Here is a 26,025-nt window from a genome sequence, read left to right as displayed (position 1 = left end):
GAACGTTCATAGTGACGCTGGTAGTACCATCGGGAGCGGGAAGTACGTTGCTGACCAGCGCAGGAGTGGTGGTAATCACCGCAGCGGGAGTAGATGGTCTGTAGCTGATGGTAACAGGTGTAGGCGACCATCCGGTCCATCCGGTCGATAACTGGCCTCTTACCCGGTAAGCGCCCGGAACTGTTACTTTCACGGAGTTCGACGTAGCTCCGGGAATGGTAACGCCATCTTTCTGCCATTCATATTGCAGATACTTCGGTGCTATACCTACCGTGATAGTATCGCCGGGGCAAAACACAGTGGAGCCGAAGAGTGCATAAGGATTCAGCCTGTTGGCCCGCAACATGAACGGAATAAAGTCCGGTTCTTTCCATGCATCCTGCCAGGTGTTGTGGGAATCATTCGGATATGTGGTGAGCTTCACGTTGCCACCCACTGCCTGAATAGCGCCGACCACCTGGTTAGTGGTATAAGGTGCAGGGTTGCCATCAAGGCCACCCTGGAAGAGCCATAACGGTGTGTATTTGTAAAGGGCGGTGCTATCCATATAGCTGATCGCAGCTGCGCTCATTGGCAGAAAAGAGGCTGTCAGCTGAGGATAACGCATGGTAAATTCCCAGGTACCCCATCCACCGCCGGAAAGGCCGTTTACGGATAAGCGGTCAGGATCGCCTTTGGCGGAAGTAACAATTGAGTCAACCAGTTCTTTCAGATTATCGTAATCATTGGCGCCCCAGTATCCACCCTGGCTTTGCGGATAGATCAGGTAGCCGTCAAAGGTACCAGCATTCACCGCGTTCAGGAAGGTTTGACCGCCCCATAACAGCTGATACTCGTTGTCGTAAATTGTGCCTTTTTCTCCTACGCCATGAAAGAACAGATAGATGGGATATTTCTTACCGTCGTTGGTACCTGGTACATAAGTTTTCGGAAACTTCAGACGGAACGCCATGTTCTTATAAATGTAGCATTTATAGGCATCGGTGTTATAGCTCATTCTCACTGTTCTCACCCATTTTGTGATTTTCTCATAGACTGGGGCAGCAGGAGGATTATTGCTGTTATAAGTGACCACCGGATCGCTGGGATTCAGCGCCGTCTGTGCCTGCCCCGGTATGGTAAAGCAACAAAGGCTGCAGACCAGGAAAAAAAACAGGAAGTGTAAAGTTCTGATCATGGGAGTAGAGTATAAATATATTTTATATCTGTCACCGTTACCGGTTTCAGAATAATTGAAAAATCGACAGAGTTCCGGATACCGGAAGCTAATGTAGTTCAGAGGAGATGGTAAAAATTAGTGCAGGATGGAATACAGTCCTGTTGCGGTTTTGGAAGGATAGGGCTGGCAATGCAAAAGGGCGCTAATTAATAATTAACTGCCCGTTGTTCCCGAACCATTGTGCTGATAACAATCTTATTCTATTATTAATCAGTCAATATCTGTATCAGGCGCTAAGGTAATCAACAGTTTTATTATTGTTCCATCTTTTTGGGTAAACGGCGGTTATTATTTAGTAAACGCATTTGTTTGCCCGGTAAATGACAGATGAGAAAGTGAACGAACGAAAGTTATTGTAATGCAGTGCTTCGTTGTGCGCGTTCCCATACTGCAGATTGTTTCTTTCTGAAAAACCTGATGCAGCCGGCATATACGGCGACGTTCATGAAAACAAAATAGAAAGGAACGTAAAAATATTTTGCTTTTGTCTGTCGGCGTGCGAGCACATAACCTGTCAACGCAGCAAGATAGAAGCACAACTGCAGGATCCCTGTTGTAACATATGTTGATCTACCATCAATTATGATTATTACTATATTACTAATAACCGCCAGCAGCAAGCATAACGGAGCAAGCGTCCAGCGCAGCACACGGTGTGAAATATATTGCCAGGTAATCTCCGGATAGTTGAAAGGGTTCAGTAAAGGCAGCAGCCGGCCCATGGACTGATAACCGCCTGCGCTGATTCTGACCTTGCGTTTGTATTCTTCTGCGAGGGAAGCGGATGCTGATTCCATCGCGTAGGCGGCAGGTTCATACATCACTGTGTAGCCTTTCATATTTATTTTGAAAGAGATCATGAAATCATCCAGGATGGTATCTTCCGGCTGCGCTTCATAGAGGGCCGTACGAATGGCGATCAGTTCACCGGCCGCGCCCATAACGCTGTATAGTTCTGCATCCCACTTTTTCAGTGCAGATTCATATTTCCAGTACATACCTTCACCCTGCGCTTCTGCGCCGCCTTCTCCGGCCATTACTTTTTTCTCACCGGCTACTGCGCCAACCTTGTCATCTGCAAAATGCTGCATCAGCAGTAATACTGCGTCTTTATTCAGCAGTGTGTTAGCATCTGTTACAACAACGAAAGGGGTACGTACCTGTTGCATAGCGCGGTTCACTGCAGCCATCTTTCCCCGGCGCGCAGGCTCGTGCAGCAGCTGTATGGCGGGATATTGCTGAATGATATGATGGGTATTATCTGTTGATCCGTCTGTCACAAAAATGATCTTTATTTTATCCGACGGATACGATAAGGCCAGCGTGTTGGAGATTTTTTTTGCAATGAAATCTTCTTCATTATATGCAGCCACAAGGAAAGTAACTTCCGGCAGAAACTCACGCTGAGCTTGCCTGTTGCGACCTTGCAGCAAACGTTTCATACGAACGATAAAATACAGCAGCACGCCGTATCCTGCATAACTGTAACACACGATAAAAATACTAAGCCAGAAGATCCAATACCAGATTGACATAGAGAAAGTGTTTGTGGGGCAATTCCATTCATTGCGTGCACAAAAATATTATAATTTGATTAAGCAGGTAATAAAAAAACAGATAGTTTTTGCAGCAATGCAGATTTATCGCAACTCATAATCCGTTTACAGTAGAAATTCTAACACTTACCCCCAAAAAGTTGTCGTTTACCAAAAAAAAGAAATGTGATAAAAGGAAAAGTATATTTTTGTCGCCGTAATAAAGAAGGACAATTTCTGATGGCTGTTACGGCCAGCAAAAAGAAAAACCGCCTCTCTCTAGTCATATCCACTGAAACGACCGCAGAATTGCTTACCCGCAATTAATCACTTGACCACATCCCATTTAAAGCCTTCGGGAAGATGCATCATGTATGCATGACGCCCAGCAATTGACAGTTTTAAATTGTTTGAAAAGAAGGTAATGAAAAAGAAAATATTGATAATAGACGATAGTATGCCAATGAGATATTTGCTGGAAGCAATATTAGGTCATGAGTATACAGTAATTTCTGCACCGGACGGATTAGGTGCGATGACGTGGTTGTCAAAAGGCAACAGACCGGATCTGATCATCACAGATCTGCAGATGCCTAATATTGACGGATGGGAGCTGCTTGATTATCTGGCGGGGAGCCGCCTGTACCAGGATATTCCGGTGATTGTATTATCCGGATTCTTTGCAGACAAAACGCGTGATCTGCATGGTGCATACACAAACGTAAGGGAAGTATTACAGAAGCCATTTGACCCCATGCAGCTCATGGGAAAAGTTGAGTATATCCTCAATGGTCAACTGACTGTACTCGTATAGCAATAATATGTTGTCATGTAATTAACACCAGATACACTACTAATCCACTGATATATGAACACATTGACTCCGAATCTGCTCCAGGTCAAAAGTATTAAGGGTACGTACGTAGAACGCGGTACGACCAATACTTACCGTGTGAGCCTGCACCCCGAAAGTATTGTTCTGTTTGTTGGAAATGCACCCCATGATATGCCTGAAAGTAATGAGCAGTTCAGTTATGTGGTGGCCGAGGATACAGAAGATGCACGTAAAGTGATACATCAGTTGCAACACGTATTCAAGAAGATACCAGCTGTGATCATATATCGGTATCAAAGCAGTTATGAGCCCGCTCTGAAAGTATGGGAAACCTATTTCTCCACGCACCAGTTCCTGAATACCATTCCGTTCTTTATATATACGGATGCGATGTCAGATAATCTCACCTCACTTACCCAGCGGTACCGTTTTATTGATGATGTGATCGACAGCAGCAGCTGGGATATGCTTGCAGGTAAAGTTACCGTGGTAAGCAAGTTTAAAAGGATGAGAGTGGTACCTGTGAAGAAATCTGCCGAGAAAATAAAATACAACGGAAGAACATATAGTAACCTTCTGAAAAGATCAATGGACATATTCCTTGCGGGAATGGGCCTTCTTTTACTGAGCCCTGTGATGCTGGTTATTGCCGCGCTGATACGCCTGGAATCAAAAGGGCCGATCTTCTACGCCGCCAAACGGGCAGGCCGGAACTACCGTATCTTTAAATTCTACAAGTTCCGCACCATGATCCCGGATGCGGACAAGAAACTGCAGCAGCTTAAACACCTGAACCAGTATGACGGCAGCAAAGACGGCCCTGTATTTTTCAAGGTATCCAACGATCCCCGTATCACAAAACTGGGACACTTCCTGCGCAATACCAGCCTGGATGAACTGCCCCAGCTGCTCAACGTATTGAAAGGGGATATGTCGCTTGTAGGCAACCGCCCCCTTCCATTATATGAAGCCACTTCCCTGACAACCGACGAATGGGTGGAACGATTCCTCGCACCCGCCGGTATCACGGGCCTGTGGCAGGTTAGCAAGCGTGGAAAGAAAGATATGTCTGTAAAGGAGAGGATTGATCTCGACATCAACTATGCCAATAAACGTTCTTTCAGGTATGATATATGGCTAATCATGAACACACCTTTTGCGCTTGTACAAAAAGATAATGTTTGATGTTGACAATTATAGAGTGGATATTGTTTGCTTACCTGGCCGGATGTGTATTGTACAACCTGGTGTTATCTGTAGCAGGACGAATAGCACGGAAGAGAAAGATCCCACATGAAGGCACAGATCAGTTCTGCAGGATTGCCATATTGATACCGGCCTATAAGGAAGACAGCATTATCCTGTCTACCGTGAAAAGTTATAACCGGTTGCGTTACCCTGCTACACAGTTTGAAGTGGTGGTAATCGCAGACTCGCTTCAGAAGGAGACGGTAGCGCGCCTTGCTTCTACGGGGGCAAGAGTGCTGCCTGTTTCCTTCGACAAAAGCACCAAGGCGAAATCGCTCAATGCGGCATTCACAGAACTGGGCGATGGCTACGACCTTGCACTGATCTGTGATGCAGACAATATACTCGAGACAGATTTTCTGTTGAAGATCAATCACGCTTTTCAATCCGGCGAGTATGCCATTCAGGGACAGCGTGTTGCTAAGAATCTGAATACGCCCTTTGCGATACTGGATGCGGCCAATGAGATTATTGCCAATCATATCTACCGCAAAGGCGCCAACGCATTGAGACTTTCTTCGTCGGTGATCGGTTCAGGCATGGCCTTTCATTATCCCATGATAAAGGAGGTGATGCAGGAGATCCAGTCTACCGGTGGTTTTGATAAGGTATTGCAGCTGCTCATATTGCAGAAAGGCCATACCATCTGTTATCTCGAAGATGCCTACGTGTATGATGAAAAGATTGCACATGCCGCTGTTTTCGAAAATCAGCGTAAGCGCTGGATGTCCAGCCAGTTGGTTTATCTGCGGATGTTCTGGAAGAAAGGCTGGGCGGCCCTGCTTAAAGGTGACGTCAACTACTTCAACCTGGCAGTATGCCAGAATGCACTACTGCCGAGGATGCTACTGCAGGCAGCTCTCTCAGGCTGCGTCTTACTGGCTTTTTTGCTGCGGCAGTACACGGCCATCCCTTATAGCGCCTGGGCGGTACTTTTCGGTCTCAATGCGCTCAGTCTGATGTTGCCGATACCGGTAAAATTCTACCGCCGTTATCTGCTTACCGCCATCATTACCATTCCCAGGGCTATCGGTATTATGGTACGATTGCTGTTCCGCCTCAAAGGCGCCGACAAAACATTCATTCACACCAAACATACCCAGGAGAGTATTGATAATCCACTGTTAGATGCCGCAAGGAAATAATACATACCAGCCGAGGGTATCCATCGTCACGGTCAATTACAACAACACTGCTGTAACCTGTGAGCTGATGGCCTCCCTGCACCGGATCAGCTATTCCAACCTGGAAGTGATCGTAGTGGATAATGCGTCCCGCGAAAATCCCGAAGCAGCCGTGAAGAAAATATATCCGTCTGCAAAGATTATCCTCAGCGATACCAATCTGGGATTCGCGGGAGGTAATAATCTTGGTATTAAAGCCGCCACAGGCGAGTATTTCTTCCTGGTGAACAACGATACTGAATTTACAGAAGGGCTCATTGAAGGATTGCTGGAAGTATTCAGGCAACATCCCGATGCCGGTGTAGTAAGCCCGAAGTTTCATTACTTCTTTCATAAAGGCACTATCGAATACGCCGGCTACCATGCTGTGGATATGCTGACTGGTCGCAACAGTATGATCGGCTGCCGCGAACAGGACAACGGGCAATATGATATGCTTGCTGAAACACATTATGCACACGGCGGCGCCATGATGGTATCCGCCGCGGCGGTGGAGAAAGTTGGCCTGATGCCCGAAGTATACTTTTTATACTACGAAGAATTCGATTGGTGCGAGCAGTTCAAGAAACACGGGTATAAGATCTATTATCAGTACAAATCACTGATATACCATAAAGAATCAATGACAACGGGAAAGAACAGCCCGTTGAAAACTTATTATATCACGCGCAACAGGATTCTGTTCATGCGCAGGAATGTAAAATTGCCGGCCAGACTGTTCTTCACCTGCTATTTTATTTTCCTTACCATCCCGAAGAACACCGTACAGTTTTTATTGAAACGTGAAACCGTTCATATGAAAGCATTCTGGAACGGTATCTTCTGGAATCTTAAAAATCCAAAACCAGGTAATATATGTGTGGCATAGCAGGGTTTATTGATTTTACCAGGAAATCAGATACCGGTATCCTGAAAAGGATGACGGATGTAATGGCCCACAGGGGCCCCAATGATGCTGGCTATGAGGTGATCGATCATCCGGGCGCCGCAGTAGGGCTGGGACAACGTCGTCTTTCTATCCTGGACCTTTCCGCTTCAGGGCATCAGCCTATGCATTACGGCAATTATTCGATCATCTTCAATGGTGAGATATATAATTTCAAAGAGATCAGGTCTGAGCTGGAAAAGCTCGGCCACAGCTTCTTTTCAGGCTCCGATACGGAAGTGCTGCTGAAAGGCTATGCCCAGTGGCAGGAGAAGATCCTTGATAAATGTATCGGTATGTTCGCCATCGCGATCTACAACAAAGAAAGCGGTGAAGTTACATTGATACGCGATCGCGCGGGTGTAAAGCCATTGTATTACTACTGGCACGAAGGTACGCTGCTCTTCGCTTCTGAGCTGAAAGGCATCTGTGAGCATCCCGCTTTCAAAAAGGAGATCGATGAAAGGAGCCTTTCGCTCTTCCTGCAGTACAGTTACATTCCGGCGCCATACACTATTTATAAGCACACCCATAAACTGACGCCTGGTCATCTGCTGAAGATTAATATACAACGCAGCAGTGTGGAGGAGAAGGAGTACTGGAATGTGATGAGTGCGTATCGTCAGCCGCTGACAAAGCTTTCAGAGCTGGAAGTGATCAATTACACTGAAGAGTTGATGCACAGTGCCTACAACTACCGTATGGTGGCTGATGTACCGGTGGGGGTGTTCCTCAGCGGCGGCTACGACAGTGCGAGCGTGGCGGCTCTGTTGCAGGCAGATACTTCCTACCGTATTAAAACATTTACGATCGGTTATAAGGAACAGCAGTGGGATGAATCCCGCGAGGCTAAGAAAATTGCCCGGCATCTGGGTACTGAGCACTATGAATGGATCGTAGGCGCATCAGACGCTAAAGATGTGCTGGAGCTGCTGCCTGAAATATACGACGAGCCTTTTGCTGATAACTCTACCGTGCCTACTACGCTTGTGAGCAGGTTCGCAGCCAAAGAAGTGAAAGTGGTACTCTCTGCAGACGGCGGTGATGAACTGTTTGCCGGTTACAATAAGTTTAATCAATCATTGCGTTATACAAGCCGTATTCCGCGCGGTATACAAAGGACGCTTAGCGCAGCTATGTCTGCCGTGGCGCCAGAGAACATCCCGTATTTTAATAAGCAATACAACTTCGCTTCCCGTTATGAGAAGATGAAGCTGATATGGGCCAGTGGTAAGTCGCAGCACGCGCTGAAATATATCAGCCAGTATCTGACAGAGAAGGAAGTGGATTACTATACAGCATCCCCTGCAGCTGGCTACCGTACTAATTTTGACATGAACGGTGAGCTGGATGATATGAACGATCCGCTGAACCGCTTGTTGGCCGTTGATTACAAGACATTCCTGGTAGACAATAACCTGGTGAAGGTAGACCGTGCTACTATGTCTGTAAGCATTGAAGGCCGTGAGCCCATGCTGGATCACCGGCTGGTGGAATTCCTTGCGCAGGTGCCGGCATCGCTGAAAACGAAGGATGGTATCAACAAGTATATACTCAAAACCATCGTACATAAGTATATTCCACGCACCTTGATGGAACGTCCTAAGCGTCCGTTCATAGCGCCTTTGCAGGAATGGTTCCGTGATGAGCTGAAAGAGCAGATGCAGTATTACCTTGGACCAGAGAGGCTTGCTAAAACCGGCCTGTTCAACGTTCCACATGTTACAGAACTTTTAAACAACTATCTCTCCGGCGGAAAAGTAAGCCACCAGAAGCTCTGGAACATGTTGGTGTTCCAATTGTGGTACAGCCGCTGGATTGAAAAATTATAGTATGGGCAGCAACGGCAGAATAAGAGTACTCGAAACCATCCGCCAGGGAAAGATCGGCGGGGGAGAGAGTCATGTGCTCGACCTTGTGGCGTCGCTGGACAGGAGCGCGTTTGAGCCGATCGTGCTCTCTTTTACAGACGGACCTATGATTACGGCGTTGCAGCAAATGAAGGTGCCGGCGTATGTGATCGACAGTGAGAAAGCGTTTGACATCAGTGTTTGGAAGAAAGTAAAGCAATTTATTAAAGCGCAGCAGATAGATGTTGTGCATGTGCATGGCACCAGGGCTAATACCAATGTGCTGTGGGCTGCGCGCAGCCTGCGTCTTCCAGTGGTATATACCATTCACGGATGGTCTTTTCATGAAGGGCTGCATCCTATGGCTAAGCGGTTGCGTATTGCAGCTGAGAAGTTTATTACGGGAAAGACACAGATGAACATCTGTGTTTCTGAATCCAACCGGCAAACGGGGCTTAAGGCGTTTAACCGCTTCCGGAGCGTGGTGGTGAGGAATGGTATCAATCTGCACAAGTTTGATCCGGCTGTTCCACATGCCGATCTGCGCCAGGAATATGGTATCGGAAAAGATGAAGTGGTGGTGTGCAGCATCGCGCGCATGACCCTTCAAAAGAATCCTGTTGGAATGATAAGGGCTTTTGCAGCGGCGGTGAAAGAAGTCCCCAATATGAGATTGCTCATGATTGGTGATGGAGAGCTGAAAGAAGAGGCGGTAAGTACCGCAGTGCAACTTGGTATTGTATCAAAGGTGATCTTTGGCGGATTCCGCCAGGATGTACCGGCTGTGCTGCACGCCGCAGATATATATTGCCTGCCGTCTTTATGGGAAGGCTTTCCGATAGGCGTGCTGGAAGCTATGGCAATGGGCAAAGCGGTGATCGCTACTGATGTAGACGGTACCCGCGAAGCAGTAGCACACGATGAAAGCGGCTGGCTTATTCCATCCGAAAACGATGAGGCATTGACAGTGGCTCTTATCAAACTGGCTACTGACCATGCTTTGCGGCAACGTCTGCAACTGCGTGCGAGAACTGTTGTTACGGAGCATTTCAGTGTGGCATCTATGACAGAAAAAATTGCTGCCGTATACCGGCAACTGTACAAGCATTAATTATTTTATTATCATCGATATGACAAAGACAGCGATCACCTACGAGTACAACAGGATCACGGATATAAAAAGGCTCAACTTCATTACAGACAGCCTGCAGAGATATATTCCTGCCGGTGGCCGTGTGCTGGATGTAGGTTGTGGGAACGGCGTAATCAGCCGTCACCTGGGTCAGTTTGGTTATGATGTGCTGGGCATTGATATTAGTGAGAAGACGATCGCGGTGGCTAATCAGCGTAATAAGCTCCCCAATGTAAGGTTCGAGGCCATCAGTGCTGAAGCGCTTACTGCCCAGGGTGAGAGATATGATGCCGTCATATGCAGCGAGGTATTGGAACACCTCGATCATCCGGAGAAACTGCTGCATACCATCCATGCTTCATTGAAAGACAATGGGTTGCTGGTGGTAACTGTTCCCAATGGCAACGGTCCCAGGGAACTATGCGTAACACGCCCCATGCTCAAGGCCCGCAATAACCCGGGATTATGGAACTCTATCAATAAAGTAAAGAAAGCGCTGGGCTTCAATGGTACTACAGCACAGTCACAGGCCGATAACCTGGACCACGTACAGTTTTTTACCCGCAGGGATCTCCGGGATCTTGCCCAAGCCAGTGACTTTGAGATTGTGAGATTTGCAAAGACGAATTTTGTAGAAGACGTATTCCCGTTTTCCATCGTTACCAAGAGAGTAAAGTTCCTGCAAACACTTGATTGTCAGGTTGCAGAGTTGTTGCCTTATGGTTTTACCGGTGGATTTAATACACTGTGGAAGAAAGCAGGACTGTGATTCATGATAATTTGAATGGTGGTGCTGACCTGTGAGGATTAAAAAAATGAAATAATAATAAGGAACCCGATCCTGCTTGTATGGATCGGGTTCCTTATTTTTTTTATCCTTAGTGCGCTTTTAACAGGGCTTTGAGTGGGCTTTGATCCTTGGTTGACGCTTAGTGTCTTAGTACAGAAAAACCTTACACCATCGTCACAGAATTACAGTCCGGGTTTCATCGATGCTATCCAGCAATGCGGGGTATTTCTCCATATCGAACTTGCGTGCGAGCAGTTGCCCTGATTGCAATATAGCAGGAAGGTCTTCCATGGTAAAGGTTTTGGGATGGGCGTTGCCTTCAGACCAATCGATGTAGCGCAGGTAGTTGTTTTCTACGCTGTCTTTGAACGGGCTGTTCATGATGATGGTCTGGTAAATAAATTCATCGCCGCCCCAGGTATATTTATAGAAGCGTTCCAGCTTGGGATGTTTCCTGACGTAGTCGAGGCACCATGCCGCGCAGTCCTGCGTCAGACTCCACCAGAGCGAGCCGCCGTATACTTTCATGCGCATGGGGTGCCTGCGTTTGGGAAGGAGTTTGTTCAGTATCCGTGCAACGCGGTACTTCCCTGGCATATGGAGATCTTCAAAATGCCAGGATGTAATTTTGGTCATCATCTTGTTCAGGTCTTCCGGTGGCAGCAGATCGAGGAACTGTTTGTCCGGGCGGGAGGCAAAATATTCGTATATCGTGGTGGCATCTACCAGTGGGTAGTCCTGCGCGCTGATGAGGTGCAGGTAGCCGTAGTGCCGGCCCGAATCCAGTACGGCGGCAATACCGTTAAGCGATGCCTGTATAGTGCCATAGCCGGCCCAATTTACGCTCACCCGGTTACTGAGAAAGTAAACCTGCGGAAGCTCCATTGCTTCCAGCCATTCGTTGATGTTGGCTTTGGCATCGAGATGTACGTAGCAGTCTATATTGGGATGATAGAGCTTGCGCAGCAATCTGCAGAGCTGCTGCGGATTTTTGTGACAGAGTATAATGAATGCGAGTTTCATGCGATAAACATTATTTGTACTGCAATCTTCCTGATCTCAGCCTTGTTATGATCTGTCTGCACTCCAGCCATCCGTACTGCCATATTTCGCGGATGCTGATGGGGAGCGACTGCCGGAGGAAATAATATCCGAATACTACTGCGAACAGCAGGTTCAGTGAAGAGGCGATCGCAACCGAGCGTATATCTTTAAACAGCAATACCAGCAAAATATCCAGTGCAATGTTCAATATTAATTTCAGGAGGTTCTTGTAGAAGTTGATCAGCGGTCTGTTGATCATATCCAGCGTTACGCCGATGAAACGATCAATAGGATAGAGGATGGCAGACAGCAGGAATATCCTCACAATATCGGTAGCCGGGAGGTATGCCTCGTCGGCCAGGATATAGATCAGTGGCTTGGTGAAGAGCAGTAACCCGATTACGAAGGGCATGATGATAATGGTGACAGTGCCGGTGTAGCGACAGAATGCCCTGGATACGCCCGCCCAATCATGTTGATTGGCGGCGGATGAAAGCGTGGGCTGGGAGGTGGCTACAAAGCTGCGCAGTATGATCTCGATCACTTCCATGAACTTCTGCGGGATGCTGTAAATAGCTACTGCCGCGGGGCTCAGCATTGTACGTAATACGAGGTTGTCGGAATAATTCAGCAATGCGTTGGATGCCATACTACCTACGATGAGTCTGCCGAAGCGGTATAGCTGCAGTGCATGCGTCTTTGTTTTTACCGCGATGGTGCTGAGCTGTGTCCAGCGGAAGGCCATGCAATAAAGACTGGTAACAAGGAAAGAAAGCGCATAAGCATACAGTACGTTGTGAAGGTTGATCTGTTTCAGCAGGAAAAGAACGCCCAGGAAGACCAGGAAGGAACCGTTTTGCATGAAGCGTATCTGTACGATTTTGTCGAACCGGTGAGCAGCCTGCAATACCCAGCTGGCGAAGTTGAACGGGAGGGATAATAAGGTAAGTATCCCCAGCCAGCCGATAAAGAAGTGCCAGGTTTCACTGAAATGATTATACGCAATAAAATATACAGCGAAAGATAATAGTATATACGTAACTGTCAGGATGATGGAAATGTACCAGGCGGCGCCGGTAACTTGTCTGCTGGTGGTTTCGTCAACGCCGGAACTGAATTTAATGATGCCGGATTGCAGCAGGGCTGTGCGTACCTGGTCTAATATATTATAAGTAGCCAGGAAAAGCACCCATTCACCAAATGCATCCAGTGATAATAGTCTTACCAGTAATGCGAAGGAAAGAACATTAAAGAACGCCATGATCACATTTCCCAGCAGGGAGTGAAAATGCCTGTTACGGAACACTGATAGTACTTTAAACGCCATGATCAATTTTTACAATCGTCTTGAAATCATGGTCTTTTATAGGATGAGGCCAACTTCCAGAGAAGGAGTATAAATGCGAAGGTAATTCTTTTTTTTTAAATTTTTTCTGAAACCCTTACTTGTAATAAATCTTTCTACAGATACATACATATGATATTTTTTAATACTTTATTCATAGAATGTATATATATGAAAAAATTTATTTATGTATGAAGAAAAAAGATTTTCTTTGTGTGTCATATACCATCAGTGTTCCAGAGGTTTTAAAGAAGAGAATTATGTTGACAGCCATATAAGCAGCTGTTGATCAAGCCATATTTACCTGTATGAAGAACCAGAAACTATTGCAAGGGCGTAGCATGCACAATAGGATGCTCCGCCTGGTCCTTACTGTGATTATGATATTGTCGTGCTGCTCATTGCAAAGCTACGGGCAACTTACCCCAAAGTCTTTCAGTGTTGCTTCTATGTCCAATATCAAAGGATATTACGAATATCTTCCTGCCGGTTATACGTATGGCAGTGGGAAAAAATACCCGTTGATCCTGTTCTTTCATGGAGCAGGGGAGTTGGCCAATACCGGTACTCCTTTATCGGGTGTTCTCAGGAATGGTTTGCCCAACTACATTTCGCAGAACCAGTTTCCGACGTCATTCACGGTCAACAATCAGCAGTATTCCTTTATTGTCATTGCCCCGCAGTTTTATTCCTGGCCGGGGGCAGCGGATGCTATCAAATTCAAGGACTATCTGTTGTCGCGCTACGATATTGATACTAACCGTATTTACCTTACCGGCCTGAGTATGGGTGGTGGTGAGACCTGGGGTGCGATCTCCGAAAATCCAAGTGCCGCAAAGGCATTTGCTGCAGCCGTAGTGGTGTGTGGTTACTATAAACCAGACATTACGCTGGCGAACAACATTGCCGCCGACAACACACCGGTATGGGCGTTGCATAATAAAGTAGATCCCAATGCAGATCCGCAGTTTTCGATCGATTGGGTGAAGATGATCAACAACCGTACACCGGTACCTAATCCCGCTGCGAAGCTGACTATCTTTAATGCATCCGGGCATGACGCCTGGACCCAGGCTTATAATCCTACGTACCGTGAAAATGGTATGAATGTATACGAATGGATGCTCCAGTATACCAAGGGGGGCGGGGGCGCGCCGCAGCCTACTGCAGGGAAGCGTATAACCGTTCCTGTTACTAACTCTGCAAATGGCCGTGCTGAAATGTATTATCCCGATGCGATGAAGACGCTTGGCGTTAATCCGGGGGATACGCTTTGTATTCCTGCGGGGGAGTACGAATACATTCACCTGGGTAACCTGCTGGGAACGGCTGCCAAACCTATTGTGATCACCAATTGCGGCGGACAGGTAAAGCTGGGTGTCCGCAACCAGGGCACAGCAGCCGTGTTCAACGCCGCTACGTGCCGCTTCATTGAGATAAGTGGCAGCGGCGATCCCAATTATGAATATGGCTTCGACCTCAATGGTACGAATATTACGGGCCTTAAGATCTTTGGCATTGTGCTGGGTTCCGGCAGCTCCGACTTTGATGTGCACCATCTTTATATACACGACGGTGGTATCCTGTTGCAGGCCAAAACATTACAGACCTGCGCCGCTCCACAATACCTGGAAGGCAACTTCGTGATGAAGAATGTAAAAATCCACAACATCAAAGCGCGCAACTCGGCGTGGGAGGGCTTCTATATCGGCAATACCCATTACTACTGGACGGAAGGCACGTGTACTGACATGCGTTCTCACTGGATTGAGAACCTGTGGGTATATGACAACGACCTCGAAAATATCGGCAGTGACGGTATCCAGATTGCCATGGCCAAGAACGGCGATAACCGCGTGTTCAACAACAGGCTGGTAAATTATGCCACTGCCAAAAACTCAGCACATGGATATGGTATTCTGCTTGGTTCCGGCAGCGCCATGAAGGTATATAACAACTACATTTCCGGCGGATATATGCCTGGCGTTACTGTATTTGGTTCCGGTGTGAGTGAAGTGTATAATAATGTTATCTCTGATATTTTCTACGAGGGCATCAACGTCTCTGACAAGATCCCCGACAATACTACTTACGCGCAGTTTCCTCCTCCGGCAGCTATCATCTACAATAATACCATCGTCAATGCCGACAGCAATAAAAATGCTATCAAGATATTCGCTTATCTGACTCCTATTGGTCATCAGGTGTATAATAACCTGTTGATAGAGAAAGGTACGGCATTCGATTACCCTGATAAGGGTATGTATATAAAAGGGGATAAGCCCATTCTGCTCACGGCATCCAATAACATCTGTATCCCCGGAAAGGATACAGCTGGCTTTGTGAATGCTGCGGCCCACGATTTTCACCTGGTGGCGACATCGCGTGCGGTGAACAGCGGGAGGGATATGTCGGGCTTCAGTCTGGCAACGGACTATGATTATACGCCCCGGCCGCAGCAGGGTAAATATGATGTGGGCGCCTTTGAATATAAAGACGTTACGACACCTTTGCCGCCCATTGCCAACGCCGGGAGTGATGTAACTATTACGCTGCCGGTAAGCGATGTGTTGCTGGATGGTTCTGCATCCCGCGCACAAAGCGGTACGCTGAAAACATATTCCTGGAAAAAAATATCGGGTCCGGCGGGGGATAATATTTTAACCCCGCTTGCAGCCAAGACTTCTGTAACCGGCCTGGTAGCCGGTACCTATATATATGAGCTGACGGTGACAGATTCACAGAATGCTACTGCTTCAGATCGTGTAACCGTTACTGTTAATCCGGCTGCGAATAAACCACCGGTAGCCAATGCCGGTACCAATATTAATATACAGTTACCGGTGAACAGCGTGCAACTGGACGGCAGCGCCTCGACAGATCCTGATGGTACCATTGCCAAATGGAACTGGGGTAAGGTGAGTGGTCCGGCAGGAGAAAGTATCGGTACACCTTCCTCTTCCAAGACAGCAGTGACCGGACTGGTAGCAGGTATCTATGTGTTTGAACTGACGGTAACAGATGATAAGAATGCTACCTCGTCTGCACGTGTAACCGTAACCGTTGCAGCGGCAGGTAATAAACCGCCGGTAGCTAATGCCGGCGCCAATATCAATGTTCAGCTGCCGGTGAGCAACGTGCAGCTGGACGGCAGCGCTTCGGCAGATCCTGACGGGACGATTACAAAATGGAGTTGGAGTAAAGTGAGTGGTCCGGCCGGGGAGAGCATTGGTACGCCGTCATCGGCTATGACAGCGGTGACCGGATTGGTAGCGGGTACTTATGTATTTGAACTAACGGTAACAGATGATAAGAATGCTACTGCGTCTGCACGTGTAACGGTTACCGTTACAGTGGCAGGTAACAAGCCGCCGGTAGCTAACGCCGGCGCCAATATCAATATTCAGTTACCGGTGAGCAGCGTGCAGCTGGACGGCAGCGCGTCGGCAGATCCTGATGGGACGATTACAAAATGGAGTTGGAGTAAAGTGAGTGGTCCGGCCGGGGAGAGCATTGGTACGCCTTTGTCGGCTACAACAGCGGTGACCGGATTAGTAGCAGGTACTTATGTATTTGAACTAACGGTAACAGATGACAAGAATGCGACAGCGTCTGCACGCGTAACCGTTACCGTTAATCCGGCTGCGAATAAACCACCGGTAGCCAATGCGGGTACCAATGTCAGTATCCAGTTACCGGTGAGCAGCGTGCAGCTGTACGGCAGCGCCTCGGCAGATCCTGATGGGACGATTACAGGGTGGAGTTGGAGTAAAGTGAGCGGTCCGGCCGGGGAGAGCATTGGAACGCCGTCGTCGGCTACGACAGCGGTGACCGGACTGGTTGTGGGTACCTATGTATTTGAACTAACGGTAACAGATGATAAGAATGCGACTTCATCAGCACGTGTAACCGTAACGGTTACCGATGCGCCGGGAGAGAACCGTCCTCCGGTAGCGGTGGTGCATGCTGACAATACGGTACAGTTACCTACAACTTTTCTTTCTGCGGACGGAGGCGGTTCTTATGATACTGACGGCAACATCCGGCAGTATCAGTGGACGCAGCTGAGTGGTCCGGCGCAGGCTTTCATTGCCACACCGGGCGGAGCGAGAACGCTGATCACCAGGTTGCAGGAGGGTAGTTACAGTTTCCGTCTTACTGTTACGGATGATAAGCAGGCTACTGGTTCGGTTGTATTTAATGTTACTGTATTGCGGACGTTGATCCACAACGGAGACTCTATCTCACTGGCACCGAACCCGGTGCGTACCTCGGCGAGGCTTACGGTGGTACGGGACGGCAATCAGACGATCAACGTAAGGATCTACGATGTGCATGGGAAACCCTGTTATGATACAAAATATTCTTTCAGTAATATGTTGCAGGCAGATATCGATGTATCACGATTCCCCAATGGACTGTACTTTATGGAGATAACGGGGGAGGATCTTCACTGGATCAGGCGCTTTGTGAAGGTGGGTGGTTAAACCCGTTCCCATTGGCCTGTGGTGGTATTATAGCGGCGGATCACTTTCGCGGGGTTGCCTGCGACTACTGTATAGGGTGGCACATCTTTGGTGACTACGCTGCCGCCTGCCACCACGGCATGTTTACCGATACGTACGCCTGCGGTGATCACACTGTTGGCGCCTACCCAGCAGTCATCTTCCACGATGATCTGTGCCGTACTGCAGGGTTGCAGGGATATAGGTACTTCCGGATCTGTATAACCGTGGTTTAATCCTGACAACACGATGTTCTGTGCAAATATCACATTGTTCCCGATTGTTACGGGGCCTATCACTACATTCCCGATACCGATGCGGGTATTGTCGCCGATGATCACGGCGCCCATACCATTATTTATGGTAGCAAAATCTTCTATAGTGGAATAACGGCCAAGCCTGAACGTATTAAAAGGCAGCACGTCCATCCGGGTACGGCGTCTGATCAGGGAGCCTTTGCCTTTTGGGTGTACGAAAGGATTTATGAACCAGCGTACCCAGGTACGGGGGCGGGCCTGGTTTTCAGGCATGAGCAGGTACAGGCTGAGACGTTTCAGTCCCGGATGTTGTTTTATTTTTTCTTTGATACTCATGATCTGCCGGATGTTGTTAAAATTGCTTCGTAGATAGCTGCTACTGAATTCTCCCAGGTATGTCCGCTGGCGAACTGTATGCGTGCGGTTTCCAGGGCAGGTGTGTTTTCCAGTAATGCCTTCTCTATCAACGGCACATATTCTTCGGGGGAAGCTGCGAGGTATACATGATCCCTGAACAGTTCCATCGTTTTGGTGGCGGTGGCTACTACTGGTTTGCCCATTGCCAGGTATTCATCAATTTTCAGTGGGTAGTTGCCAATGGTTACCGGATTGATCACTTGCGGATTCAGGCAGACATCAAAGGACTGGATGTAGTCTGGCAGTTGATGTACTTCTTTCTTGCCGGTGAAGTGCACATTCGGTAACTGGTGAAGGGGCGAGGCTTTGAAGGCATCGTCTTCAGGGCCGGTGAGTACCAGTTGCCAGCCGGGCCGTGAAGTTGCGATATTAACGAGCGTATCAATATCCAGCCTCAGTGCTTTGAGTGCGCCCACATAACCTATAACGGGGCCTTTACCTTGAGGTACATCTGCGGGATGTTCATGTTTCCGGGCAGGATCAAACAGTTGCAGATCGCATCCCTGGCCTACGTAGAAGCTGTTGGGATTATACTGTCGCAGCATGTCGGCGAGGTAAAGGGAGTTGGCGACGGCGGCATCGGCTTTCGCTATGTGCCTGGGTTCCAGTTGCTGTCCGTGTTTGCGCCAGTAATCCACCCCCAGCAGGTAATCGCGGCTGTAATATACATAGCTGGCTGGTTGCAGCATTTCTTTCATGTAATATCCGCGAAAAATATCGTTGTCGTTGAACAGGATCACGTCTTTAAATCCCATTTCCCGGATAGCGGCGGCAATGCTGGTGGCGAAGCGGCGGTTATTGATCCGGTTGAGCCGGGAGAATACGCTGGTAAAAGGTATCCAGTTGATAGACTCAAGTATTGCGGAAGGATAAAAGTTCCAGAGGTTGGGTCCCAGTGGCACGATAGCCTTTTCTTTGCCGGATAATGCGTTCAGGTGATATTGTACATACGGATCGTCTTTCTGCATGCGGATGGTGTTCCGGTCGAGCGGGGAATTGACATACAATACGCGGTTGTGCCGGGCGAATTCCAGGGCAATATTTTTACAATTGCTGCCAATGCCGGTATACCATTGCTGCAGTCCGATGATTACGATGTCTCTGTTTTGAATCAGTGGCACAGTAGTTTGCAATACGATTAATGATGAAATTGATAAGTGCCGGGATTTCGCGGGGTATGGTCAAATTTCTGCTGAGAATAATTTAAATGCAAACTAACTAAAAAAAAACGATATTATTGAATAAATGAAAATGGACTGTACTATTCCTTCACTTTAAGCATTTGAAAATTAACCATATGTCAGAAACAGTAGAAATAAGGAACCTCACTGCGGAAGATTATTTTGATCTGAAAGAATCTATGGTGGAGGCCTATCCGGATATGGCGGGCAGTTATTGGCGGGAGCCTACGCTGAAGCGGCTGATCAGTCTTTTCCCGGAAGGGCAGATAGCGGTTACTGTTAATGGTAAGGTAGTAGGCTGTGCGCTGGCGATTATTGTGGACTACGATACATTCGGGGACAATCATACCTATGAACAGATAACCGGTTACTATACATTCAGTACGCATAATCCCAAAGGGGATACGTTGTATGGCATAGAGGTGTTTGTGCATCCGGATTACCGGGGGAAGCGCCTGGCGCGGAGGTTGTACGATGCACGCAAAACGCTTTGTGAGCAGCTGAACCTGGAGGGTATTGTTGCCGGAGGGCGTATACCGAATTATGAAAAATATGCAGACCGGATGTCGCCAAGGGAATATATTGAAAAGGTGCAGGACAAGGAGATCTATGACCCGACATTGACCTTCCAGTTTTCTAATGACTTCCTGGTGAAGAAGATTCTCAAAAATTATCTGCCGAATGATGAGGCGTCCAAGGGTTTTGCTACGTTGCTGCAATGGTTCAATATCTATTATGAGAAGGACAGTGATACGATCCGATATAATAAATCTACGGTGCGCATAGGGCTGGTGCAGTGGCAGATGCGGGATTATGTCAGTATTGACAGTTTCCTGGACCAGGTAGAATACTTTATTGATGCGGTGAGTGATTACGGTTCGGACTTCGTGGTATTCCCGGAGTTGTTCAATGCGCCGTTGATGGGAGAGTTTAATCAGCTGGATCCGGCGGGGGCAATCAGGGGTGTTGCAAAATATACCAGCAGAATACGCGAGAAATTACAGGAGCATGCCGTATCTTACAATGTAAATATTATCTCGGGCAGCATGCCGATCGTGATAGATGAGGTGCTATACAATATATCGTATCTCTGTCGCCGCGATGGTACCTATGAACAATACATCAAGATGCATCCGACACCGGGCGAAGTATCTGCCTGGGGTATCAAAGGCGGACAAGATATCCGGGTCTTTGATACGGATTGCGGTAAAGTGGGTATCCAGATCTGCTATGACGTGGAATTCCCGGAGCCCAGCCGTATACTTGCCGAGCAGGGAATGCAGATCCTTTTTGTACCGTTTATGACAGATACCCAGCATGCTTATAACCGGGTGCGTTTCTGCGCACAGGCAAGGGCTATTGAGAACGAATGTTATGTAGCAATTGCCGGAAGCGTGGGAAACCTCCCCAAAGTAAATAACATGGACTTGCAGTATGCGCAGTCCTGTGTGTTCACCCCTTCGGACTTTGCCTTTCCGGTTACCGGCGTTAAGGCGGAGTCTACGCCCAATACCGAAATGGTGGTAGTGGCAGATGTTGACCTGGTGTTGCTGAAAGAGCTGCATGCTTTCGGTAGCGTACAAACGATGAAGGATATACGAAAAGATCTGTACGAAGTGAAATGGAAAGGGGCTGATAGACAAGCGTAACGTAAAGCGTTCTTTTTATTTATACTTAAATCCCAACAACCCGCATCATGAAAGATCAGGCCTATTATCCCTCCTGGAAGAACTGGTCCAAGTACGGACAGTATCTTGCTTACTTCAGAGAGTATATCCGGTACAACGACTGGAAATCATTGAGTGCTTCCCTCAGAATGGTATTGTTGAATAAGCCTACATACGGTGGCTGGAAGGCGAAATCTGCAATGGGAAGTTTCAATATCCGAAGTGGTACAACTGATTTTCAGTTTATTAATTACGCTTATGAAAAGCTGGTTCGCGATTACCTGAAGGAGCAGGTGGGTGCGAGAAAGCTGGATGGGTTTATTGACATAGGGGCCTGCATCGGGGAGTATGATGTATGGCTGGCTACGCAGGGGGTGCCTTGTGTGGCATTTGAGCCGGTGAATCATGAGGCGGTCCGCGAAAATATCCGGTTGAACCGGGTGGAGGACAAAATAAAAGTATATGCGTGCGGGTTAGGTAATAAGCAGGAGAAGGTGTCATTTAATGTGATGAGTACCGTAACGGGTTCGAGTTATGTTGACCGTAACATGGAAGGAGGGAATATCCCGATTGAACGATTGGATGATTTGGTGCCGGAACTGGGGCTTGACCTCAACAGCCAGCTGATTGTAAAACTGGATGTGGAGGGAATGGAAACGGAGGTACTTGAAGGTGCGCGAAAGTTTATTGCAGCTGCTAAAAATCTAAGGATTATCTTTGAACGTTATGAGGGCGACGATACGGTAAATGATAAGCTACGCACATTAGCAGATTTCACTTTCACCAGGATTGACCAATACAATTATCTTGCAACAAAGATTTGATTATGAGTATGATGTGTGGATTGATTGTTGTGTTGGTTTAAATAAAATGGCACACGGCCATCTATTTTAACGGTCTCAGACAGGATGAAATGCATGATTTATTTGAAGTGTTGATGTAGGAAAGTATTGTATTTAGCTGATAATCAGGTAAAGATAAAAAGAACAACAGATGAATAAAAAGATTAATCTAGCCCTTCAGATTCTCCCTTCTGTACCTTCAGAACAGGTATACGCGGTAGTAGACGAAGCTATCGCGGTGATAAAAGATTCAGGTGTAAAATACAGGGTATGCCCATTTGAAACGGTGATGGAAGGTACCTATGATGAGTTGATGGAGATTGTGAAGAAAACACAGGAGGTATGTTTCAAGGCAGGTGCTTCTCAGTTACTGGTTTATATAAAAATGCAGATCAGGAAAGATGAGGATGTAACGATAGAGGAAAAGACAGGAAAGTATGATCATGATAACGATTAACCGGTGAATTATTTTTTAGCATATAAAAAGGACAGGACTTATGCGATATAACGCAAGGCTGGACGACACGTCAAAAATTGTAACCCATCTGTGTATCGTTCTCACGCTGCTGATGTCATGCCGGCAGATCACAGATATATCCCATGATGCGATTGCCACGACTATGTTGCTGTTTGTACTGGTGCCTGCCATTGTGGTAGCCTGGTGCCTCAGCCCGCGCTATTATAAAATTGAAGCGGGCGCCATCCTGATCAAGAGACCGTTGATGTCCATTACAATTCCGATGACGGATATTGTAAGACTGAAGAGCATCACGGAAGAAGAACTGGGTAGCGGCAGCCGGATGGCAGGAATGGGGGGCCTCTTTGGCTACCTCGGTACCTATCACTCCAGTGAGATTGGCAAATACCAGCGTTGGTGTACTAACAAGGACAGCATGGTGCTGATTGAGTCTTCCTACAGGAAATGGCTGATCAGTCCTTCAAACGCAGAACATTTTATCAGGTATGTGAATAGTATCATTAACGTACCTGGATAGTTTTTTTCCCGCAAAGAATGCAAAGGGAGCAAAGACGCAAAGGATTTTTGTGTCTTTGCTCCCTTTACGTTCTTTGCGAGCCCCTTGACATTAGATTTTAATTGAAGTAAATTGTTTTTATTCTTCAATACCAAAATCTAAACGCCATGAAGTCGATTACACTGGCGGTAGTGTGCGCGTTCCTGTTACTTCCACACCTACTTAACGCCCAGACCCATTCCCGTATTCTTACCGGCCGCGTAACAGCTGCGGCCACTCACGAACCTCTTCCCGGTGTCACCATCCAGGTGAAGGGACATAAACAGGGAACAGCCACCGGAGTAGACGGCAGTTACCGTATAACCGTTCCCGATAGCAAGACAGTATTGGTGTTTAGTTTTGTTGGCTTCCTGCCACAGGAAGCGGTTGCCGGCGACCAGGCAACCCTCGACATTACATTGCAGCCTGACACCCGTAACCTCGATCAGGTGGTGGTAACGGCTATGGGTATACGCAAAGAGAAACGCGCTCTCGGATATGCCGTTCAGGAGGTATCCGGCGCCGATCTTGTACAGTCGAAACAGTCTAACGTAGTGAACGCGCTTCAGGGCAAGGCCGCCGGCGTACAGATCTCCAGTACCGGCGGTGCGCCGGGGCAGGGTTCCCGGATTATCATCCGTGGTATCAATTCACTTGATCCTTCCCGTGATAACCAGCCGCTCTTCGTTATAGATGGGATTACCATTGATAATGAAACATATACCACCGGCAATGCCGACAGCAGGGGGATGAGCAACCGTGCGGCTGACATCAATCCTGATGATATTGAAAGCATCAATATCCTGAAGGGAGGCGCAGCGACCGCATTATACGGTTTGCGTGCCGCCAGCGGCGCGGTGATCATCACTACCAAATCCGGTAAGGCGGGCAGGGTGAAGGTAGACTTTACCACTAGTGCCGGCTTCGATAAAGTGGGCAAGACCCCTGATGTGCAAAGTACATACAGCCAGGGCAACAATGGCCTCTATGATAACCAGAGTTTCTGGCCGGCATGGGGACCTGCTGTGGAGGAAGCCCGCAAACTGGACCCCTCGCATCCGGCAGCGTTATATAATAACTACAGGCAGGCATACAATACGGGCAGTCAGTTCCGCAACACGCTGGGTATCAGCGGGGGGACAGAAAAAGTCGTATATGCGGCATCGTTATCCCAGTTCAACCAGAACGGTATTATTCCTTTCAGCAACTATAAGAATTATTCTGCTTTCGTAAACGGCAACATCCGCTTCAGTGACAAATTCAAAATGGGCGTCACCCTTAATTACATCAACTCGGGCGGTAACCGCGCCAATGCGGACCGCTACGGGGAGCAGCTCATTTACTGGTCGCCTCGCTGGAACCTGCGGGACTACATCAAATCCGACGGTACCCAGCAGACATACGGTACCACCGATAATCCCATGTACATTCAGTACAGCAACCGCTTCGAAGATAATGTGAACCGTATTATCGGTAATGTGAATTTTACGTGGTCGCCCTTTAAATGGCTGGATGTCATCTACCGGGCCGGCACTGATCACTATACTGATGGGCGCAATCATTCTGCGGAAGGTCCGAAAGGGACGGTAGGTGAGCATCCCGCTACATCGGACAACGGTTTGGGCTTTGTCAATGAATATTCGCTCCGCAAAACTTCCCTCAGCTCTACGCTGATTCTCAACTTTAAGAATAAGATTGGTTCACATCTTACCTCAGACCTCAAGCTGGGGCATGATGTATTCGGCCGGAAATTGAAACGCCTTTCTACTGAAGGCGATACGTTGGATATTCCTGATCTCCTTATTATGCAGAACGCGAAGAAGGTGGTTTCCAGTCAGTATCTCGAGAACTATTACCTGATGGGTGTTTTCGGGGACTGGACACTCAACTGGGACCGCTGGTTATACCTGACCCTCACAGGCAGAACCGATATTTCGTCCACGCTGCCGGTAAACAACCGGGTTTTCTTTTACCCCTCTGTAAGTGTGGCTTATCTTTTTACCGAACAGTTTAAGATTCCGGAGACGGTGTTGTCTTATGGCAAGTTGCGCATCTCGTGGGCCAGGATAGGAAAGGACGCCACCCCTTATAATACGGGTTATGGCTACACGTCGCTTACCGGTGGTCCGATTGACAATTCTGTTATCGGCTGGACAAGGGCTGACCGCCGCGGTGATCCCAACCTGAAACCGGAGTTCACCAATACGTTTGAAGTGGGTACTGAGCTGCGCTTCCTTCGTAATCGTTTAGGCGTTGACTTTACCTGGTATACCTCCAAGAGCACTGACCTGCTTATTCCGGTGAAATTGTCTAATGCTACCGGTTACGAAGAGCTTTATACGAACGCCGGTTCTATCCGCAACCGGGGGGTAGAGATTGCGTTGAATGGCACGATCATCAGCCAGCAAAAATTCTCCTGGGATGCCCGCATCAACTTTTCCTCCAACCGCAATGAGGTACTTAGCCTTGGCAAAGGGCTGACAGAAGTGACGGTGGGTGATCAATTCGGTTACGCTGGTTCTACCGCGGTGATGAAATACCTGCCTGGGTACCCGGTGGGCGCCATTTTCGGTACGAGCTACCAACGCTATTATAAAGATCTGGGTACAGACAAGTCGCTCGAGATAGATAATGGTCTGCCGATCCTGATCAATAAAACGGGTAGTCTTGCCGGCTTTCCGGTGATCAACGGTAACAAGAAGTACCTGGGTAATTCGCAGCCTCGCTGGATTGGAAGCATTACCAATACCTTTACTTACGGACCAGTGAGCTTATCATTTATGTTTGATACGCGCCAGGGTGTGAAGAAGTATAACCAGCTGGCTAACTTCATGGCTGCCTTCGGAGAATCTGCAGTTACGGCCAATCGTTTTGATAAAGTGCTGATCCCCGGTGTATATGCAGACGGTACGCCGAATACACAGGAGGTGTACCTGCAGCAGGGTAAGGGGCCTGATGGCCGTAACTATGGCGCCGGGTATTACCGCAATATCTACCGCGGCGTTACCGAAAACTTCGTGGAAGACGCATCGTGGG

At 47.8% G+C, this 26,025-nt stretch carries 19 protein-coding genes; 13 read left to right on the top strand and 6 right to left on the bottom strand.

The genetic code is table 11. From position 1 onward, the window contains the following. Both VM802_RS22670 and VM802_RS22665 read right to left on the bottom strand, forming a co-directional pair. Positions 1 to 1,177 (bottom strand): carboxylesterase family protein (locus VM802_RS22670; protein WP_325534878.1); only part of this gene is annotated, 1,177 nt, incomplete at its 3' end. A 392-nt stretch (positions 1,178 to 1,569) separates the two neighbouring features. Continuing rightward, complete coding sequence (locus VM802_RS22665) at positions 1,570 to 2,754, bottom strand: glycosyltransferase family 2 protein (protein WP_325534876.1); 1,185 nt, start codon at positions 2,752 to 2,754, stop codon at positions 1,570 to 1,572. Between the two features lie 424 nt (positions 2,755 to 3,178). On the opposite strand from VM802_RS22665, the gene VM802_RS22660 reads away from it, so the two are divergent. Genes VM802_RS22660 through VM802_RS22630 form a run of 7 tightly spaced genes read left to right on the top strand, consistent with a single transcriptional unit; the run spans position 3,179 to position 10,697 of the window. Further along, complete coding sequence (locus VM802_RS22660) at positions 3,179 to 3,568, top strand: response regulator (RefSeq protein WP_325534874.1); 390 nt, start codon at positions 3,179 to 3,181, stop codon at positions 3,566 to 3,568. Between the two features lie 54 nt (positions 3,569 to 3,622). Next, complete coding sequence (locus tag VM802_RS22655; protein WP_325534872.1) at positions 3,623 to 4,774, top strand: sugar transferase; 1,152 nt, start codon at positions 3,623 to 3,625, stop codon at positions 4,772 to 4,774. Then, complete coding sequence (locus VM802_RS22650; RefSeq protein ID WP_325534870.1) at positions 4,774 to 5,982, top strand: glycosyltransferase family 2 protein; 1,209 nt, start codon at positions 4,774 to 4,776, stop codon at positions 5,980 to 5,982. Before VM802_RS22655 ends, VM802_RS22650 begins: the two co-directional genes overlap by 1 nt. Then, positions 5,966 to 6,889, top strand: coding sequence for a glycosyltransferase family 2 protein (locus VM802_RS22645; protein WP_325534868.1), 924 nt, complete (start codon positions 5,966 to 5,968; stop codon positions 6,887 to 6,889). The genes VM802_RS22650 and VM802_RS22645 overlap by 17 nt, the downstream gene beginning before the upstream one ends. After that, positions 6,877 to 8,778 carry an asparagine synthase (glutamine-hydrolyzing) gene (asnB, locus tag VM802_RS22640; protein ID WP_325534866.1) on the top strand — a complete coding sequence of 634 codons (1,902 nt, stop codon included), beginning with the start codon at positions 6,877 to 6,879 and terminating at the stop codon, positions 8,776 to 8,778. Before VM802_RS22645 ends, asnB begins: the two co-directional genes overlap by 13 nt. Position 8,779: 1 nt before the next feature. Next, positions 8,780 to 9,907 carry a glycosyltransferase family 4 protein gene (locus VM802_RS22635; protein ID WP_325534864.1) on the top strand — a complete coding sequence of 376 codons (1,128 nt, stop codon included), beginning with the start codon at positions 8,780 to 8,782 and terminating at the stop codon, positions 9,905 to 9,907. 19 nt (positions 9,908 to 9,926) lie between these two features. Continuing rightward, positions 9,927 to 10,697: a class I SAM-dependent methyltransferase gene (locus VM802_RS22630; RefSeq protein WP_325534862.1), complete on the top strand. Its 771-nt coding sequence runs from the start codon at positions 9,927 to 9,929 to the stop codon at positions 10,695 to 10,697. Positions 10,698 to 10,892: 195 nt separating this feature from the next. On the opposite strand, the gene VM802_RS22625 is transcribed toward VM802_RS22630, so the two are convergent. Further along, positions 10,893 to 11,741, bottom strand: coding sequence for a beta-1,6-N-acetylglucosaminyltransferase (locus tag VM802_RS22625; RefSeq protein ID WP_325534860.1), 849 nt, complete (start codon positions 11,739 to 11,741; stop codon positions 10,893 to 10,895). A gap of 10 nt (positions 11,742 to 11,751) precedes the next feature. Beyond that, a complete protein-coding gene (locus tag VM802_RS22620; protein ID WP_325534858.1) occupies positions 11,752 to 13,089 on the bottom strand; it encodes a lipopolysaccharide biosynthesis protein in 1,338 nt (445 codons plus the stop codon). Positions 13,090 to 13,415: 326 nt separating this feature from the next. Here VM802_RS22620 and VM802_RS22615 point away from each other — a divergent pair, with 326 nt between their 5' ends. Then, positions 13,416 to 17,594, top strand: coding sequence for a PKD domain-containing protein (locus VM802_RS22615; RefSeq protein WP_325534856.1), 4,179 nt, complete (start codon positions 13,416 to 13,418; stop codon positions 17,592 to 17,594). On the opposite strand, the gene VM802_RS22610 is transcribed toward VM802_RS22615, so the two are convergent. Together VM802_RS22610 and VM802_RS22605 are read right to left on the bottom strand one after the other, a co-directional pair. Next, complete coding sequence (locus VM802_RS22610) at positions 17,591 to 18,205, bottom strand: acyltransferase (RefSeq protein WP_325534855.1); 615 nt, start codon at positions 18,203 to 18,205, stop codon at positions 17,591 to 17,593. The two genes, VM802_RS22615 and VM802_RS22610, sit on opposite strands and share 4 nt — an antisense overlap. Beyond that, the gene (locus VM802_RS22605; RefSeq protein ID WP_325534853.1) at positions 18,202 to 19,407 is read right to left on the bottom strand and encodes a glycosyltransferase; all 1,206 of its coding nucleotides are present in this window, start codon (positions 19,405 to 19,407) and stop codon (positions 18,202 to 18,204) included. Before VM802_RS22605 ends, VM802_RS22610 begins: the two co-directional genes overlap by 4 nt. Before the next feature lie 176 nt (positions 19,408 to 19,583). Between VM802_RS22605 and VM802_RS22600 the strand changes: the two genes are divergently transcribed. The 5 genes from VM802_RS22600 to VM802_RS22580 form a co-directional block, all read left to right on the top strand. Next, positions 19,584 to 21,116, top strand: coding sequence for a GNAT family N-acetyltransferase (locus VM802_RS22600; RefSeq protein WP_325534851.1), 1,533 nt, complete (start codon positions 19,584 to 19,586; stop codon positions 21,114 to 21,116). Between the two features lie 47 nt (positions 21,117 to 21,163). Then, a complete protein-coding gene (locus VM802_RS22595) occupies positions 21,164 to 21,958 on the top strand; it encodes an FkbM family methyltransferase (protein ID WP_325534849.1) in 795 nt (264 codons plus the stop codon). Between the two features lie 169 nt (positions 21,959 to 22,127). Continuing rightward, entirely contained in the window at positions 22,128 to 22,433 is a 306-nt protein-coding gene (locus VM802_RS22590) for a thiamine-binding protein (RefSeq protein ID WP_325534847.1), read from the top strand. Between the two features lie 40 nt (positions 22,434 to 22,473). Beyond that, positions 22,474 to 22,971, top strand: a complete 498-nt coding sequence (locus VM802_RS22585) for a PH domain-containing protein (protein WP_325534845.1) — start codon at positions 22,474 to 22,476, stop codon at positions 22,969 to 22,971. 146 nt (positions 22,972 to 23,117) lie between these two features. Next, on the top strand, positions 23,118 to 26,025 hold a 2,908-nt coding region (locus VM802_RS22580), incomplete at its 3' end, for a SusC/RagA family TonB-linked outer membrane protein (protein ID WP_325534843.1).

It is taken from the genome of Chitinophaga sp., from assembly GCF_035538455.1.
Taxonomy (GTDB): Bacteria; Bacteroidota; Bacteroidia; order Chitinophagales; family Chitinophagaceae; genus Chitinophaga.
The sequence above is the reverse complement of the archived record's forward strand: the minus strand, read 5'-3'. Positions and strand labels throughout refer to the sequence as shown.

Bases quoted from the DNA above. Each gene is read 5' to 3' on its own strand.
- VM802_RS22665 (WP_325534876.1), bottom strand. From the start codon at position 2,754: ATGTCAATCTGGTATTGGATCTTCTGGCTTAGTATTTTTATCGTGTGT.
- VM802_RS22660 (WP_325534874.1), top strand. From the start codon at position 3,179: ATGAAAAAGAAAATATTGATAATAGACGATAGTATGCCAATGAGATAT.
- VM802_RS22655 (WP_325534872.1), top strand. From the start codon at position 3,623: ATGAACACATTGACTCCGAATCTGCTCCAGGTCAAAAGTATTAAGGGT.
- VM802_RS22650 (WP_325534870.1), top strand. From the start codon at position 4,774: ATGTTGACAATTATAGAGTGGATATTGTTTGCTTACCTGGCCGGATGT.
- VM802_RS22645 (WP_325534868.1), top strand. From the start codon at position 5,966: ATGCCGCAAGGAAATAATACATACCAGCCGAGGGTATCCATCGTCACG.
- asnB (WP_325534866.1), top strand. From the start codon at position 6,877: ATGTGTGGCATAGCAGGGTTTATTGATTTTACCAGGAAATCAGATACC.
- VM802_RS22635 (WP_325534864.1), top strand. From the start codon at position 8,780: ATGGGCAGCAACGGCAGAATAAGAGTACTCGAAACCATCCGCCAGGGA.
- VM802_RS22630 (WP_325534862.1), top strand. From the start codon at position 9,927: ATGACAAAGACAGCGATCACCTACGAGTACAACAGGATCACGGATATA.
- VM802_RS22625 (WP_325534860.1), bottom strand. From the start codon at position 11,741: ATGAAACTCGCATTCATTATACTCTGTCACAAAAATCCGCAGCAGCTC.
- VM802_RS22620 (WP_325534858.1), bottom strand. From the start codon at position 13,089: ATGGCGTTTAAAGTACTATCAGTGTTCCGTAACAGGCATTTTCACTCC.
- VM802_RS22615 (WP_325534856.1), top strand. From the start codon at position 13,416: ATGAAGAACCAGAAACTATTGCAAGGGCGTAGCATGCACAATAGGATG.
- VM802_RS22610 (WP_325534855.1), bottom strand. From the start codon at position 18,205: ATGAGTATCAAAGAAAAAATAAAACAACATCCGGGACTGAAACGTCTC.
- VM802_RS22600 (WP_325534851.1), top strand. From the start codon at position 19,584: ATGTCAGAAACAGTAGAAATAAGGAACCTCACTGCGGAAGATTATTTT.
- VM802_RS22595 (WP_325534849.1), top strand. From the start codon at position 21,164: ATGAAAGATCAGGCCTATTATCCCTCCTGGAAGAACTGGTCCAAGTAC.
- VM802_RS22590 (WP_325534847.1), top strand. From the start codon at position 22,128: ATGAATAAAAAGATTAATCTAGCCCTTCAGATTCTCCCTTCTGTACCT.
- VM802_RS22585 (WP_325534845.1), top strand. From the start codon at position 22,474: ATGCGATATAACGCAAGGCTGGACGACACGTCAAAAATTGTAACCCAT.